The sequence below is a fragment of the Burkholderia anthinoferrum genome, assembly GCF_002925705.1.
Taxonomy (GTDB): Bacteria; Pseudomonadota; Gammaproteobacteria; order Burkholderiales; family Burkholderiaceae; genus Burkholderia; species Burkholderia semiarida.
Window position 1 is genome coordinate 84,761 of the sequence record NZ_LFZP01000065.1, and the last position, 15,751, is coordinate 100,511.

Below are 15,751 nucleotides of genomic sequence, written 5' to 3' on the forward strand. Positions count from 1 at the left end.
ACAGGCAGGGCAGGAGACGACATGACCGACAGACGGATGCTGATCGGCGGCGAGTGGTGCAACGCTCGCGACGGCCGCACCTTCGACCGCTTCAACCCCGCGACGGGCGCGCTCGCATCGCGCGCTCCGGCGGCCGGCCTGGCCGATGCCGACGCGGCAATCGACGCCGCGCACCGCGCGTTCCCCGCATGGGCGGCGCTCGCGCCGACCGAGCGCCGCCGGCTGCTGCTGAAGGCGGCCGACCTGATGGACGCGCGCATCGACGCGTTCGTCGCGGCCGGCGTGGCCGAAACCGGCGCGACGCCCGGCTGGATCGGCTTCAACGTGACGCTCGCGGCGAACATGCTGCGCGAGGCCGCGTCGATGACGACGCAGATCGCCGGCGACGTGATCCCGTCCGACGTACCGGGCAATCTCGCGCTCGCGATGCGCGTGCCGTGCGGCGTGGTGCTCGGCATCGCGCCGTGGAACGCGCCGGTGATCCTCGGCACGCGAGCGCTCGCAATGCCGCTCGCGTGCGGCAACACGGTCGTGCTGAAGGCGTCCGAGGCGTGCCCGGGCGTGCACGCGCTGATCGGCGCGGTGCTGGACGAAGCGGGGCTCGGCGCGGGCGTGGTGAACGTGATCACGCACGCGGCGGCCGACGCGCCCGAGCTCGTCGAGCGGATGATCGCGCATCCGCATGTGAAGCGGATCAACTTCACCGGATCGACGCACGTCGGCCGGATCATCGCGCGCCACGCGGCCGCGCACCTGAAACCGGTGCTGCTCGAACTCGGCGGCAAGGCGCCGGTGCTGGTGCTCGACGATGCCGATCTCGATGCGGCGGTCGACGCGATCGCATTCGGCGCATTCTTCAACCAGGGGCAGATCTGCATGTCGACGGAGCGCGTGATCGCCGCGCGGCCGATCGCCGATGCACTCGTCGAGCGGCTCGCCGCGAAGGCGCGCACGCTGGTTGCCGGCGATCCGCGGGCCGGCCATCCGCTCGGCACGATGGTCGATGCGTCGGCCGCCGCGCGCGCGGCGTCGCTGGTCGAGGATGCGCGCGCACTGGGCGCGCAATTGCCGCTCGGCTGCCGCGTGGAAGGCGCGACGATGCAGCCCGCGATCGTCGACGGCGTCACGCGCGACATGCGCCTGTATCGTGAGGAATCGTTCGCGCCGGTGGTGGCGATCCTGCGCGCGGACAGCGACGACGAAGCGGTCGAGCTCGCGAACGACAGCGAGTTCGGCTTGTCGGCGAGCGTGTTCAGCCGCGATATCGCCCGCGCGATGGCGGTCGCGCGCCGGATCGAATCGGGGATCTGCCACGTCAACGGGCCGACCGTGCACGACGAGGCGCAGATGCCGTTCGGCGGCACGAAGGCGAGCGGCTACGGCCGCTTCGGCAGCCGCGCGTCGATCGCCGAATTCACCGAGCTGCGCTGGATCACCGTGCAGACCACGCCGCGCCACTATCCGATATGAGCGAGCCGACGATGAAAGCAGAGAAGGCGCCGCTTCAGGCTGGCCAACACGCTGGCGGCGTACGCTATCGCGCGGCCGCCGTCGCGGTCGGCGCGGCCGAGATTCGCCGCGCCGACGACGGCACCTGGTACCTGCGCTCGCGCGAGCCGCTCGGCGATTACCCGACGCGCATCACCGACTGCCTCGTACGCGGCGCGCAGGCGCACCCCGACCGCGTGCTGGCCGCGCGGCGCGGCGCCGACGGGCACTGGATCGAGATCACCTACGCGCAGATGCTCGAACGCGCCCGCGCGCTCGGCCAGGGCCTCGTCGATCTCGGGCTGTCGGCCGAGCGTCCGCTCGCGGTGCTGTCCGGCAACGATCTCGAGCATCTGCAACTGATGTTCGCGGCGATGCTGGCCGGCGTGCCGTACTCGCCGATCTCGCCCGCGTATTCGCTGGTGTCGACCGATTACGGCAAGCTGCGTCACACGCTCGGCGTGCTGAAGCCGGGCGCCGTGTTCGTCGCCGAACGCGCGCCGTTCGCGCGTGCGCTCGACGCGACGTTGCCGGCCGATGCGGTGCTGATCGTCGCGCGCGATGCCGATGCGGACGGAAAGGCCCGCGCGGTGCCGCTGTCGCGCCTGCTCGCCACCGTCCCGCGCACGATCGACACGATCCACGAGGCGGTCGGCCCCGACCATCTCGCGAAGATCCTGTTCACGTCCGGCTCGACGAAGCTGCCGAAGGCCGTGCCGACCACGCACCGGATGCTGTGCAGCAACCAGCAGATGCTGCGCCAGACGATGCCCGAGCTCACGCGCGAGCCGCCGGTGCTGGTCGACTGGCTGCCGTGGAATCACACGTTCGGCGGCAGTCACAACCTCGGCATCGCGCTGTACAACGGCGGCACGCTCTACATCGACGATGGCCGCCCGATGCCCGGCCGCTTCGACGAAACCGTGCGCAACCTGCGCGAGATCGCGCCGACGATCTACTTCAACGTGCCGAAGGGCTGGGAGGAGCTGACCACCGCGCTCGAACGCGACGCCGAACTGCGCGACACGTTCTTCTCGCGCGTGAAGCTGTATTTCTTCGGCGGCGCGGGGCTGTCGCAGGCCGCGTGGGACCGGCTCGACCGCGTGACCGAAGCGCATTGCGGCGAGCGCATCCGGATCATGGCCGGCCTCGGGATGACGGAGGCGTCGCCGTCGTGCCTGTTCACGACCGGGCCGCTGATGCGCGCGGGCTATATCGGGCTACCCGCGCCCGGCTGCGACGCGAAGCTCGTGCCGTGCGGCGGCAAGTACGAACTGCGCTTCAAGGGGCCGAACGTGATGCGCGGCTACTGGCATGCCGATGTCGATCCGCGCGACGTGTTCGACGAAGAAGGCTACTACCGCAGCGGCGACGCGGGCGTGTTTGCCGATCCGGAGCGGCCGGAGCTCGGGCTGATGTTCGACGGGCGGCTGACCGAGGATTTCAAGCTGAGCAGCGGCACGTTCGTCAGCGTCGGGCCGTTGCGCGCGAACGCGGTGTCGAGCGGCGCGCCGTACGTGCAGGACGTGGTCGTGACGGGAATCAATCGCGACGACATCGGCTTGCTGGTGTTTCCGCGCGTCGATGCATGCCGTGCGCTGGCGGGGCTCGCCGCCGATGCGTCCGTGACCGACGTGCTGCGTGCGCCGGCCGTGCGTGCGGCGTTCGCGGCGTGGCTGGCCGCGCTGAACCGGAACGCGAGCGGCGGTTCGACGTTCGTCGCGAGGATTCGGTTGATCGACACGCCGCCGTCGCTCGATCTCGGCGAAGTGACCGACAAGGGATCGCTGAACCAGGCGGCCGTGCAGAAGCATCGCGCGGCGACGATCGACGCGCTGTACGACCCGGCGCGGCGCGATCCCGACGTGATTTACGCGTAAGCAGCACGCGCGAGCAGTTACAGCGGTAAGCAGCACGCAGGTACAACGACCGGCCGGCCACGACACCGGCAGGCACTTTCGCGGCCAGTGAATCAGGCTGCCTGATAAAGGCGGCCGTTCATACGACACCTCGCGCGCCGAACCGCCACTGGCCGGCGGCGGCGCGCGGCGGCCGTTGCAGGGCCGACCGACCACAAAGACATGGGAATGGAGACATGAACACTTACGTTGCCGAAAAATCCACGGTCGCGACCACGCTCGCGCTGTGTTTCGCGATCGCCCTTCTCGAAGGGCTCGACCTGCAGTCGGTCGGCGTCGCCGCGCCGCGGATGGCGCGCGAATTCGGATTGAGCGTGTCGCAGATGGGTTTCGCGTTCAGCGCGGGCACCTTCGGGCTGCTGCCGGGCGCGATGCTCGGCGGGCGGCTCGCCGACCGGATCGGCCGCAAGCGCGTGCTGATCGCATCGGTCGTGCTGTTCGGACTGCTGTCGATCGCGACCGCGCAGGTCTCGACGTTCGCGATGCTCGTCGTCGTGCGCGTGCTGACCGGCATCGGCCTCGGCGGCGCGATGCCGAACCTGATCGCGCTGTCGTCCGAAGCGGTCGAGCCGCGCTCGCGCAGCAGCGCGGTCGCGACGATGTACTGCGGGATTCCGTTCGGCGGCGTGATCGCATCGCTGATCGGCGTGCTGCTCGCCGGCGACACCGAATGGCGGCACATCTTCTACGTCGGCGGGGTGGGGCCGCTGCTGCTCGTGCCGCTGCTCGTGTGGTGCCTGCCGGAATCGCGCGCGTATCTCGACGTCGCCGGCACGCAGGCCGCGCGCATCAGCGTCGCACGCACGCTGTTCGGCGACGGCCGCACGACGTCGACGGTCGCGCTGTGGGTCAGCTACTTCTGCACGCTGATCGTTCTGTACTTCCTGCTGAACTGGCTGCCGTCGCTGATGGCGTCGCGCGGGCTCGATCGCGCGCACGTCGGCCTCGTGCAGATCGCGTTCAACGTCGGCGCGGGGCTCGGCGCGCTCGGCATCGGCGCGGCGCTCGACCGGATGCGCGCATCGCGCGTGGTCGGCGGCATGTACGTCGGGATCGTGCTGTCGCTCGCCGCGCTCGCGGCCGCGCCCGGCTTCGCGTCGCTCGCGGCGGCCGCGTTCGCCGCCGGGATGTTCGTCGTCGGCGGGCAGTCGGTGCTGTACGCGCTTGCCGCGATGTACTACCCGACCGCGATGCGCGGTACCGGCGTCGGCTCCGCGGTCGCCGTCGGCCGGCTCGGCTCCGTCGTCGGGCCGCTCGCGGCCGCGACGCTGCTGGCCGCTGGCCGCAGCGCGCCCGTCGTGATCGGCGCGAGCATCCCCGTCACGCTGGTCGCCGCCGTCGCCGCGCTGGTGCTGATCCGGCGGCCGCAGGCACACGACTGAATTCCGTTGCATTCAACCCACCAGCGCCGACAGAGCGCGATATCGACACAGGTCTGGAGACATTCATCATGAAGCACACCAAAGCCTTGCTGGCGGCCGGCGCATGCGCGCTGGCCGCGACCGGCGCGCACGCCCAGTCGAGCGTGACGCTGTACGGGATCATCGACACGGGCGTCGAGTTCGTGTCGCACGCGAACGCGGCCGGCGATCACGTGGTGCGGATGCCGGGCGTGACGGGCGAACTGCCGTCGCGCTGGGGGCTGCGCGGCACCGAGGATCTCGGCGGCGGCTACCAGGCGGTGTTCACGCTCGAAAGCGGCTTCAACGTGCGCGGCGGCGATCTCGGGCAGGGCGGCCGGCTGTTCGGGCGGCAGGCGTTCGTCGGGCTGAAGAGCGGCTTCGGCACGCTCGCGTTCGGCCGCCAGTACACGATGACCTATCTCGCGCTGCAGGGTGCGGACATCATCGGCCCCGACATCTACGGGCTCGGCTCGTTCGACGCATACGTGCCGAACGGCCGCGCCGACAACGCGGTGACCTACGTCGGCACGTATCGCGGCGTGACGCTCGGCGCCGCGTATTCGTTCGGCCGCGACGGCGCGGGCACCGGCAATTCGCCGGGGCAGGGCACGTGCGCGGGGCAGGTGCCCGGCGACGCGGTGCAGTGCCGCAACTGGTCGGTGATGCTCAAGTACGACAGCGCGTATTTCGGCGCGGCGGCCTCGTACGAGGAACAGCGCGGCGGCACCGGCGCGGCCGCCAACTTCTTCGACGGCGTGGCGCCCGTCCCGTTCACGAGCAGCGGCGGCAAGGATGCGCGCACGCACGTGAGCGCGTATGCGCAGGCGGCCGGCGCGAAGATCGGCGCGGGCTGGATCGGGCGGCGCGTATCGACCGGTTCGCCGGCCGCGCCCGGCGCGCATTCGGATCTGTTCTTCGTCGGCGCGTCGTATGCGGTGAAGCCCGATTTCATCGTCGACGGCGAAGGCTACCGGATCGTCAACACCGCGCACGACACGCGCGCGACGATGGCCACGCTGCGCGCGACTTATCTGTTCACCAAGCGCACGGCCGTCTACGCGCAGTCGTCGTATCTGTGGAACAGCGCGCACGCGCGCTACGCGGTCAGCGGCGGCGGGCCCGGCACGACGCCCGGCGCGGGGATGGGGCAGCTCGGCGCGATGGTCGGCGTGCGGCACATGTTCTGATTCACCGGCGTGACGAACCGAACGGGAGTTATCTTGAACACGAAATCTGCATTCCTCTGTATTGCGCCGCTGTCCGCCGCCGCGATGCTCGCCGGGTGCGGCGGCGACGATTCGATCGGCGCCGCGCCCACGCACCTGAGCGCCGCGACGCCGGCCGCGATGACGCAAACGTGCGACGCGCTCGTCGCGAAGCTCGCGTATGCGAACACGTCGTTCACGTCGGTGACGACCGCGGCGGCCGGCGCGCTGACGGTGGCCGGCAAGCCGGTCGCCGAGCACTGCGTGATCGCCGGCAAGATGAATCAGCGCGTGAGCGCGGTGGACGGCAACACCTATGCGATCGGCTTCGAGATGCGTCTGCCGAAAGCATGGAACGGCCGCTTCTTCTACCAGGCGAACGGCGGGCTCGACGGCAACGTCGTGACCGCGACCGGCGAGATCGGCGGCGGCGGGCCGCTGACCAATGCGCTGAACCAGGGCTTCGCGGTGATCAGCTCGGATTCCGGGCACAGCGCCGCGCAGAATCCGCTGTTCGGCCTCGATCCGCAGGCGCGGATCGACTACGGCTACGGCGCCGTCGATGCGCTCACGCCGATGGCGAAGCAGGTGATCCGGCTCGCGTACGGCAAGGCGCCCGATCGCAGCTATTTCGGCGGTTGCTCGAACGGCGGCCGCCACGCGATGGTCACGGCGGTGCGCAACCCGGCCGACTACGACGGCATCATCGCGGGCGACCCGGGTTTCCATCTGCCGAAGGCGGCGATCGGCGAGATGTACGGCGCGCAGCAGTTCGCGAAGATCGCGTCGGCGACGGGCTCGAACGGGTTGCCGGATATCCGCAGCGGTTTCAACGATGCGGAGCGCCAGTTCGTCGGCGCGAAGATCCTCGACAAATGCGACGCGCTCGACGGCGCGGCCGACGGGATGGTGCAGGACGTCGCCGCGTGCCAGGCGCACTTCAGCATCGACGCCGATATCCCGACCTGCGCGAACGGCACGCGCACGGGCGCCTGCCTGACGCCCGCGCAGAAAACCGCGCTGGCGAACGTGTTTGCCGGCGCGCGCAACAGCGCGGGCACGGCGCTGTACGCGAGCTTTCCGTACGATCCGGGCGTGGCCGGCAGCGGCTGGGCCGCGTGGAAGCAGTCGAATTCGATCGCGCTCGATCCGGCCGCGATGGCGTTCACGTTCATGACGCCGCCGAAAACCGCCGCGACGCTCGCGAACCTCGCCGGCTTCGCGCTCGGTTTCGACATGGACAACGACGCGCCGGCGATCTTCGCGACGAACGGCACGTACACGCAATCGTCATGGTCGTTCATGACGCCGCCCGACGAGACGAACCTCGCCGCGCTGAAGGCGCGCGGCGCGAAGCTGCTCGTCTATCACGGCACGGGCGACCCGGTGTTTTCGTTCAACGACACGCGCGACTGGTACACGCAGGTCGCGCAGGCGAACGGCGGCGATGCGTCGAGCTTTGCACGCTTCTTTCCGGTGCCGGGGATGAACCACTGCTCGGGCGGGCCGGCGGCCGACCAGTTCGACATGCTGACCCCGCTCGTCGCATGGGTCGAACAAGGGCAGGCGCCGGCGGCGATCGTGGCGACCGCGCGCGACGCGACGAACGCGGTGCCGAACGCGGAAGTGCCCGCATCGTGGGGCGCGGGGCGCACGCGGCCGCTGTGTCCGTATCCGCAGGTTGCGCGCTACAACGGCGCGGGAGACGTGAATTCGGCGGCGAGCTTCAGTTGTCGTTGACGTAGCCGTCGATGGGAAACGGCCGGCGCACGGTGTCGCGCGCCGGCTGTTTCATCGCCGCAGTCACTCGCCGGCATCGACCGGCACGTCGAGCCCGACCTTCACGCGGCTCATGCTCACCAGCGTCTTGAACCGTTTCACGTTGTTGTTCGCGAAGAACAGCTCGCGCGTGAGCGCGTTGTACTGATCCATGTTGCGCACCGCGAGGATCAGCACGAAATCCCATTCCCCCGTCACGTAGTAGCACTGCTGGATCTGCGGGCAGCGCTCGAACGCGCGCTTCATCGCGTCGAGCTGGTCGATCTGCTCGCTCTCGACCTCGACGTTCACGACGATCGTCAGCGGATGATCGACCTTGTCCGGTGCGACGACGGCCGTATAGCGCTCGATCACGCCCGCTTCCGCGAGGCGCCGCAGCCGCCGGTTAACGGCGGCGGTCGACAGGTTGACGCGCGCGCCGAGCTCGGCCTGCGGCGTCTGCGCGTCGCGCTGGACTTCCATCAGCAGCTTGCGATCAAACGCATCGAGAGGGGTCGTCATGATGGCGCGTGAAGCCTCGAAAGAATGAGAAATTTTTGCGTCGACGCCGCTGATTTGGCGATTTTATAGACCGGCATGCGCAATATTATTTTCCCAACCGACCGCAAGCGCAACTCGCGCCTGCCCGATCTGACCCACCCGACCGCCGCCCGCGCGGTCCCGATCCGGAGCCTTCCGTCATGCTCATCGCCAACCCGCGCGCGTCGCGCACCGCCTACCCGAACGCACTGCGCCGCGTGATGAACATCGCGTCGGCCGACGAAAGCGGTGCGTGGCTCGCGCACTGGCCGCTCGTCGGCAATGCGCGCACGCCGTTGCGTGCGCTGCCCGATCTCGCCGCGCGGCTCGGCGTCGCGAGCGTCAGCGTGAAGGACGAGTCGTGCCGTTCGCCGCTCGGCAGCTTCAAGGCGCTCGGTGCGCCGATCGCGCTGGTGCGGCTCGTGAAGCGGCTGCGGCGCACGCAGGCGCTCGATCCGCAGGGGCTTGTCACGGGCCGCTACGCGTCCGAGCTGGCCGACCTGACGGTGATCAGCGCGACCGACGGCAATCACGGCCGCGCGCTGGCCGCCGCCGCGCGCGCGATCGGCTGCGGCTGCGTGATCGTGCTGCACGCGAACGTCGACGCCGAGCGCGAACGCGCGATCTCGGCCTACGGCGCGCGGATCGTGCGCATCGCGGGGAACTACGACGAATCGGTCGTCTGCGCGGCGCAGCTCGCGCAGGCGAACGGCTGGTACGTCGTGTCGGATACGTCGTACGACGGCTACGAAGCGATTCCGCGCGACGTGATGCAGGGCTACGGCGTGATCGCAGCCGAAGCCGCCGCGCAGGCGGCGGAGGACGACGGGCGGCCGTTCACGCACGTGTTCCTGCAGGGCGGCGTGGGCGGCCTCGCCGCGGGCGTCGCGAGCTACCTGTGGGAGCGCGACGGCGTGCAGCGGCCGCGCTTCGTCGTCGTCGAGCCTCGCCAGGCCGATTGCCTGTACCAGAGCGCGCTGGCCGGGCGCGCGACGAAGGCGACCGGCAGCGTCGATTCGGTGATGGCGGGGCTCGCGTGCGGCGAGGCATCGCCGCTCGCGTGGGATTTCCTCGAGATGTGCATCGACCACTTCATGCTGATCGACGACGAAGACGCGGTGCAGGCGATGCGCGGCCTCGCGGCCGGCAGCGAACGCGACGTGCCGCTCGTCGCCGGCGAGTCGGGCGCGGCCGGCGTCGCGGGGCTGGCCGTGCTGATGCGCGACCCGGCGCGCGCGCGGCAGGTCGGGCTCGATGCGAGCGCGCGCGTGCTGGCGATCAACACGGAAGGGGCGACCGCGCCGTCCGTGTACCGGCATTGCGTCGGCGAGACGGCCGACGCGGTGCTCGCGCGCCAGCGCGACTGGCTGAGCCGCGCGGCGGTGGCGGCCTGAACGACATGACGACCGACGAGGCGAACGCAATGGACACGATCGACACAATCGACGAAAGCACGCTGCAGGGCCAATTGAAGACGTGGCGCCGCCATCTGCACCAGTATCCCGAGACGGGATTCGAGGAAGTGAACACGTCGGACTACGTCGCGCGGATCCTGACGACGCTCGGGCTCGACGTGCATCGCGGAATCGGCGGCACGGGGCTCGTCGCGAACCTGACGGCCGGCACGGGCCGGCGCGCGATCGGCATCCGCGCGGACATGGACGCACTGAACATCGCCGAGCACGCGCCAGGCCGCGAACACGTATCGCGCACGCCGGGCAAGATGCATGCGTGCGGTCACGACGGCCACATGTCGATGGTGCTCGGCGCCGCGCGGCTGCTGGCCGAGCGCAAGGATTTCGACGGCACGGTGCGCTTCATTTTCCAGCCGGCGGAAGAGCATGGCCGCGGCGCGAAGGCGATGATGGCCGACGGGCTGTTCGAACGCTTTCCGGTCGACGCGATCTTCGGCGCACACAATATGCCGGGCATGCGCGCGGGCACGTTCTCGACACGTGCGGGCGGCATCATGGCGAGCGAAGACAATTTCGTGATCCGGATCGACGGGCGCGGCACGCATGCGGCGCGGCCGCACATGGGCATCGATCCGATCGTGATCGGCGCGCAGATCGTGCTCGCGCTGCAGACGATCGTGTCGCGCAATCTCGACCCGGGCCAGCAGGCGGTGGTGTCGTGCACGGAATTCATCACCGACGGGCTGCGCAACGTGCTGCCGTCGACCGTGACGATCAAGGGCGACACGCGCAGCTATTCGCGCGACGTGCAGGCGCTGCTGGAGACGCGGATGGCCGAGATCGCCGAAGGGATCTGCCGCACGCACGGCGCGGCCTGCACGTTCGAGTACACGCACGAGTTCGCGCCGACGGTGAACTCGCCGGAATGGGTCGACACGGCCGTGCGGGCCGCCGCGCACGTCGCGGGCGCCGACGCGGTGAACGCCAACGTGCAGCCGATGATGATCTCGGAGGATTTCGGCGCGTTCCTGCAGGCGGTGCCGGGCAACTTCGTGTTCATCGGCAACGGCGAGGCGGCCGGGCAGGGCGGCGTGCCGCTGCACAACGCGGCGTACGATTTCAACGACGAGATTTTGCCGATCGGTGCGCGGTATTTCGCGGAAGTGGCGCGGCGCGCGTTGCGGGCCGCGTAGCGGGGCGGGTGCGGGTCGCTGCGTATTCGGTTCGCTGCGTGCGGCACCCCTTCGTCATCGACGACACCTCGATGCTCGAGCGCACCGGCTTGCCGGCGCGCCGAGAATCCTCCGTCGTCGTATTCGATCAACCGGCCAGTTCGCCCAGGCACGCATCGAATTGCGCGACGAGCCGGTCGACATCGTCCGCCGTCGTTTGCGGGCACACGAGCATCATGTTGTGGAACGGCGTGATCAGCACGCCGCGATTGAGCAGGTACAGGTGCACGATGTGCTCGAGTTCGCTGTCGAGCTGCGCGCCGGCCAGCGTGCCGTTGCGCGGCGGCACGGGCGCGAACTGAAACTCGGTGCGCGCGCCGATGCGCGTCACGCACCACGGCAGCCCGTGTTTCGCGATCGCCTGTTCGAGGCCCGTCGCGAGCCGCGCGGCGAGTGCGAACATGTGCGCATACGCGGCGTCGGTCGCCACTTCGGCGAGCGTCGCGCGCATCGCGTGCATCGCGAGCATGTTCGCGGTGAGCGTCGTGCCGATGCCCGAATGGCCGGGCGGCGCGTTCAGCTTCGCCGCTTTCGCGCGCTCCGCGAATTCGGCGCTGAACCCGTACACCGCGCACGGCACGCCGCCCGCGATCGGCTTGCCGACCACCAGCATGTCGGGTTCGAGACCGTGCGCGACCGCGTAGCCGCCGGGGCCGCTGCTGATCGTGTGCGTCTCGTCGATCACGAGCAGCGTGCCGTGGCGGCGCGTCAGTTCGCGCGCGGCCTCCCAGAAGCCCGCGTCGGGCAGCACCATGCCGATGTTCGTCATCGCGGGCTCGGCGAGCACGCATGCGACGTCGCCGTCCTTCAGCGCCGCTTCGAGCGCGGCCAGATCGTTGAATTCGACGACGCGCGTGTTCGCGAGCAGATCGTACGACTGTCCGAGCAGGCTGTCGCGCTGCACCGGGCGGCCGTCGACGAGATCGACGAACACGTCGTCGACCGTGCCGTGATAGCAGCCGTTGAACACGACGATCGTGTTTCGGCCGGTCGCCGCGCGCGCCCAGCGCAGCACGAAGCGGTTCGCGTCGCTCGCGCTCAACGCGAATTGCCACACCGGCAGCTTGAAGCGGCGCGCGAGTTCGCGCGACACCCACGCGGCGTCCTCGCTCGGCAGCATCGTCGTGTAGCCGCGCGTGGCCTGCTCGACGAGCGCGCGGGCGACGGGTTCGGGCGCATGGCCGAACATCGCGCCCGTATCGCCGAGGCAGAAATCGACGTAGCGATGGCCGTCGACGTCGGTGAACGTCGCGCCGCGCGCTTCCTTCACGTATAGCGAGAACGGGGTCGACCAGTCCTGCATCCAGTGCAACGGCACGCCGAACAGCAGATGCTCGGACGCTTCCGCGGACAGCGCGCGGGAAACCGGCATGGCTTCGATGAACGCGCGGCGCTCGCGATCGAACAGCGCGCGGGCGCGGATGAGGTCGACTCCGTGGCGGGTAGGCAAAGGCAGCTCCTGGGCTGTGGGGATGGGAAACGATAGCGCGGGCGGTGGGGGGCTGAACAGAGGCGGAATTACCGAGGCGGGTGGGCGACGGGCGCGACGCGGCCCGCGCGGCAGCGCGATTTTCGGGCAATTTCCATTTGATTTTGAGATGGCGCTGGTGAACGGAAACGGATACGGGTTGTGAAGGTTTGCATGGATTTTTATCCGCCTGCGCCCGACCTATCGTTGTTGCAGGCCGAGTGCGGCATCGACGCCATTCAGGCGTGGGGCCCGGCGACGCGGCCTCGGCGCGGTCGGGATCGGCACCGGCCGGCCCGTTCGATTGCACGGACGGGTGGTGCATTGAATTCCGCGACAATCTTGCCGGCTAATTTCGAGATAAAGGAATTCCGGATTTTTTCCGTAATGGTGGGAGTTGGGTGCGTGAAGTGAGCCGTTTTTCGACGATCGGATTTTAACCATCAGGATGCGAAACCACACCATGAAGACCTCCAGACATCTCGTCGCACTCGCCGTGAGCATTGCATTGATCGAGGTCGCCCATGCGGGCCAGACGTCGCCGCAAGCGGTCGTCAAGACAATCCGCCTGACCGCGCACATCGGCGACATCCTGTTCGTTTCGCAGCCGGACGATGCCGCATACGGCCTGGTCGAATTGAACGACACGGACGGCAAGCAGCAGACGTTCGCCGCGGCGCTGCCGATCCGCGTACGCACGACGAATCCCGATATCAACGTCACGTTGTTGCAGCCGCTGCGGTTCTCGAACGGTCGCGACGACATGGCCCATGCGAAGGTCGTGCTGACGGGCAAGGCGAGCAGCGCGGAAATCGCGCCCGGTGCCGCCCACGCGCTCGTGGCGACGACGCGGGGGCGCGACGGCTTTGACGGCTATGACGAAACCCGCATGCTGAAGGTCAGCGCGCAAGCGCCGGCCGCGAGCGTGGCGCCGCCGGCCCGCGGAAGTTATCGCGGCGATCTGATGCTGGTGTTCGAGCCGGCTGCGTCGGCGGGACGCGAGCCGGCGACGGCGCCGACTGCGGTAGCTGGCGAGTAGGAAAATCGCCTCGGAGCACATCGTCGGCCGCGCGATCCATTTGAAGTTGTTGCGCATAAACATACGACAACATATCTCTAAAGGCTGGTTAGGCGAGGTGAGTGTGCGCACACATACTGCACACAATGTCAGAGAAAACAGGGTAAACGACAAATACGTGTCTTCCATCGATCGCGTCTAGACTGCGCAATGTAGTACGACGACGTATAAATCATGATCCGCCGCCCGGCGCATCGATACCCTTACCCTGAAGGAGTGCCCATGGCCGCCCCTCGCCGCCGTTCGTCTTCGCCCGTCCGATCATCCGCCCCGAAACGGGTATCGCGCCGCGCCTTCATCGGCTGGACCGGCGCACTCGCCAGCGGCGCGATGTTCGGTGGGCCGTTGACGGCCACCCGGGCGCTGGCGGCGGGCACGACGCCCCATGCGTCGGCGGTCGATCTCGTATGGGGCGAGCACGGCGCGGCGGCGCGCATCGCCGCGTCGCTCGCGCACGTGTCGCGGCTCGCGCGGCACGGTCGCGACTTCGACGTGACGCACTACGGCGCGCGCCCGTGCGCGACGGTCGCGCAGACGTCGCCGTGGCCGGTCGCGAAATCGCCCGTCAGCCCCGGTTCCGAACTGACGACCGCGCCCGGCGCATTCGATTCGCGCCCGGCGTTTCTCGCGGCGATCGACGCGTGCCGGCGCGAAGGCGGCGGCCGGGTCGTCGTGCCGGCGGGCACCTGGTATTGCGCGGGGCCGATCGTGCTGCAGAGCAACGTCACGTTCCACCTGAGCGCGAATTGCACGATCTATTTCAGCCCGAACCCGGCCGACTACGCGAAGGACGGCCTTGTCGATTGCGGCGCGAACGGCCGGCTGTATTACAGCCGCTGGCAGGCGAACGATTGCCTGAACTACGGCGCGCCCGTCTACGCACGCAACGCGACGAACATCGCGCTGACCGGCGAAGGTCCGACGTCGGTGCTCAACGGGCAGGCAATGACGCCGTTCTCCGGCAGCGGCGCGAACAGCGTCTGCTGGTGGACCTACAAGGGTACGTCCGGCGCATACGGCGCGAGCGCGGCGGTGCCGGCCCAGAACGGCGCGAACCCGAACAACGTCGACCTGCGGATCGTCGCGCCCGCGATTCCCGACGCGCTCTATGCGATGCTGACGTCGCCCGTCACGCCGTGGCAGCAGGACCAGAACTACCTGCCCGCGCTGTCCGAGGCCGGCGTGCCGGTGGAGAAGCGGATTTTCGGACTGGGCCACTACCTGCGGCCGTGCATGGTCGAATTCATCGGCTGCACGAACGTGCTGATGGCGAACTACCAGACGCAGAACACGCCGTTCTGGCAGCATCATCCGACCGCGAGCCGCAACGTCGTGATCCGCGGCGTGACGACCAACAGCATCGGCCCGAACAACGACGGCTTCGATCCGGATGCATGCACCGACGTGCTCTGCGAGGACTGCACGTTCAACACCGGCGACGACTGCATCGCGATCAAGTCGGGCAAGGACCGCGACACCGAATACGGGCCCGCGAAGCGGCACCTGATCCGCAACTGCACGATGAACAGCGGGCACGGCGGGATCACGCTCGGCAGCGAGATGGGCGGCGGCGTCGAGCAGATCTATGCGACCAACCTGTCAATGCTGAACGCAAACTGGCAGACCAATCCGCTGAACATCGCGATTCGCGTGAAGACCAACATGAACCGCGGCGGCTACGTGAAGGATTTCCACGTGAAGGGCGTCGCGCTGCCGAACGGCGTGACGCTGAAGGGCGGCGGCTACGGCAGTGCGCTACTCGCCGGCAGTCCGATCAACGCGAGCGTGCCGCTCGGCGTGGTCACGCCGTCGGCCGGCAACCCGTCGGCCGCGCAGGGCGGCATCGTCACGTTCGACTGCGACTACCAGCCGGCGAACGACGCGGTGCGCACGCGGCCGCCGGTCGTACAGAACGTGACGATCGCCGACGTGAGGGCGAGCAACGTGACGCTGAACGGCGTGACCGCATCGTGCTTCCAGGCGATCGTCGCGCAGGGGCCAGTCGCGTTCGACTACAACGGTACGCCGCCGGCGCCGGCCGTGCAGCCGATTTCCGGCGTGACGATCAGCAACTGCGACTTCGGCACGCCGGTGGCGTCAGGCACGCCGACGGTCACGTCGCCGGGGCCGATCTACGCGTTCAACGTGAGCGCCATGGCGCTGACGAACGTGACGATCGCCGGGCAAGTCGTCGACACGACGATCACCGACAAGCGGTGAGAAAGGCAACACGCCGCGGCGTTCG

Annotated in this window: 11 protein-coding genes; 9 read left to right on the forward strand and 2 right to left on the reverse strand. The window is 69.1% G+C overall.

Going from position 1 to position 15,751, the window contains the following annotated elements; translation table 11 throughout:
• Positions 1 to 21 precede the first annotated feature (21 nt).
• The 5 genes from C5F75_RS31710 (at position 22) to C5F75_RS31730 (ending at position 7,755) form a co-directional block, all read left to right on the forward strand.
• Positions 22 to 1,470 (forward strand): aldehyde dehydrogenase, encoded by a 1,449-nt coding sequence (locus tag C5F75_RS31710; protein ID WP_059581596.1) that lies wholly within the window; start codon positions 22 to 24, stop codon positions 1,468 to 1,470.
• A complete protein-coding gene (locus tag C5F75_RS31715; RefSeq protein ID WP_060011186.1) occupies positions 1,467 to 3,368 on the forward strand; it encodes a feruloyl-CoA synthase in 1,902 nt (633 codons plus the stop codon). The genes C5F75_RS31710 and C5F75_RS31715 overlap by 4 nt, the downstream gene beginning before the upstream one ends.
• A gap of 215 nt (positions 3,369 to 3,583) precedes the next feature.
• Positions 3,584 to 4,789: a 3-(3-hydroxy-phenyl)propionate transporter MhpT gene (mhpT, locus tag C5F75_RS31720; protein ID WP_104013298.1), complete on the forward strand. Its 1,206-nt coding sequence runs from the start codon at positions 3,584 to 3,586 to the stop codon at positions 4,787 to 4,789.
• Positions 4,790 to 4,857: 68 nt separating this feature from the next.
• Positions 4,858 to 5,997, forward strand: a complete 1,140-nt coding sequence (locus C5F75_RS31725) for a porin (protein ID WP_059581605.1) — start codon at positions 4,858 to 4,860, stop codon at positions 5,995 to 5,997.
• A gap of 33 nt (positions 5,998 to 6,030) precedes the next feature.
• Positions 6,031 to 7,755: a tannase/feruloyl esterase family alpha/beta hydrolase gene (locus C5F75_RS31730; RefSeq protein WP_081066393.1), complete on the forward strand. Its 1,725-nt coding sequence runs from the start codon at positions 6,031 to 6,033 to the stop codon at positions 7,753 to 7,755.
• Between the two features lie 63 nt (positions 7,756 to 7,818).
• Here C5F75_RS31730 and C5F75_RS31735 read toward each other — a convergent pair whose 3' ends face one another.
• Complete coding sequence (locus tag C5F75_RS31735) at positions 7,819 to 8,295, reverse strand: Lrp/AsnC family transcriptional regulator (RefSeq protein ID WP_059581607.1); 477 nt, start codon at positions 8,293 to 8,295, stop codon at positions 7,819 to 7,821.
• 179 nt (positions 8,296 to 8,474) lie between these two features.
• On the opposite strand from C5F75_RS31735, the gene C5F75_RS31740 reads away from it, so the two are divergent.
• Together C5F75_RS31740 and C5F75_RS31745 are read left to right on the forward strand one after the other, a co-directional pair.
• Complete coding sequence (locus C5F75_RS31740; protein WP_059581610.1) at positions 8,475 to 9,707, forward strand: diaminopropionate ammonia-lyase; 1,233 nt, start codon at positions 8,475 to 8,477, stop codon at positions 9,705 to 9,707.
• Between the two features lie 29 nt (positions 9,708 to 9,736).
• Positions 9,737 to 10,921, forward strand: coding sequence for a M20 aminoacylase family protein (locus C5F75_RS31745; RefSeq protein WP_059582177.1), 1,185 nt, complete (start codon positions 9,737 to 9,739; stop codon positions 10,919 to 10,921).
• Positions 10,922 to 11,048: 127 nt separating this feature from the next.
• Here C5F75_RS31745 and C5F75_RS31750 read toward each other — a convergent pair whose 3' ends face one another.
• The gene (locus C5F75_RS31750) at positions 11,049 to 12,410 is read right to left on the reverse strand and encodes an aspartate aminotransferase family protein (RefSeq protein ID WP_059581612.1); all 1,362 of its coding nucleotides are present in this window, start codon (positions 12,408 to 12,410) and stop codon (positions 11,049 to 11,051) included.
• A gap of 481 nt (positions 12,411 to 12,891) precedes the next feature.
• Here C5F75_RS31750 and C5F75_RS31755 point away from each other — a divergent pair, with 481 nt between their 5' ends.
• Positions 12,892 to 13,467, forward strand: a complete 576-nt coding sequence (locus C5F75_RS31755) for a CS1 type fimbrial major subunit (protein WP_059581614.1) — start codon at positions 12,892 to 12,894, stop codon at positions 13,465 to 13,467.
• Between the two features lie 261 nt (positions 13,468 to 13,728).
• Positions 13,729 to 15,726, forward strand: a complete 1,998-nt coding sequence (locus C5F75_RS31760) for a glycoside hydrolase family 28 protein (RefSeq protein ID WP_059581617.1) — start codon at positions 13,729 to 13,731, stop codon at positions 15,724 to 15,726.
• Positions 15,727 to 15,751: the final 25 nt, after the last annotated feature.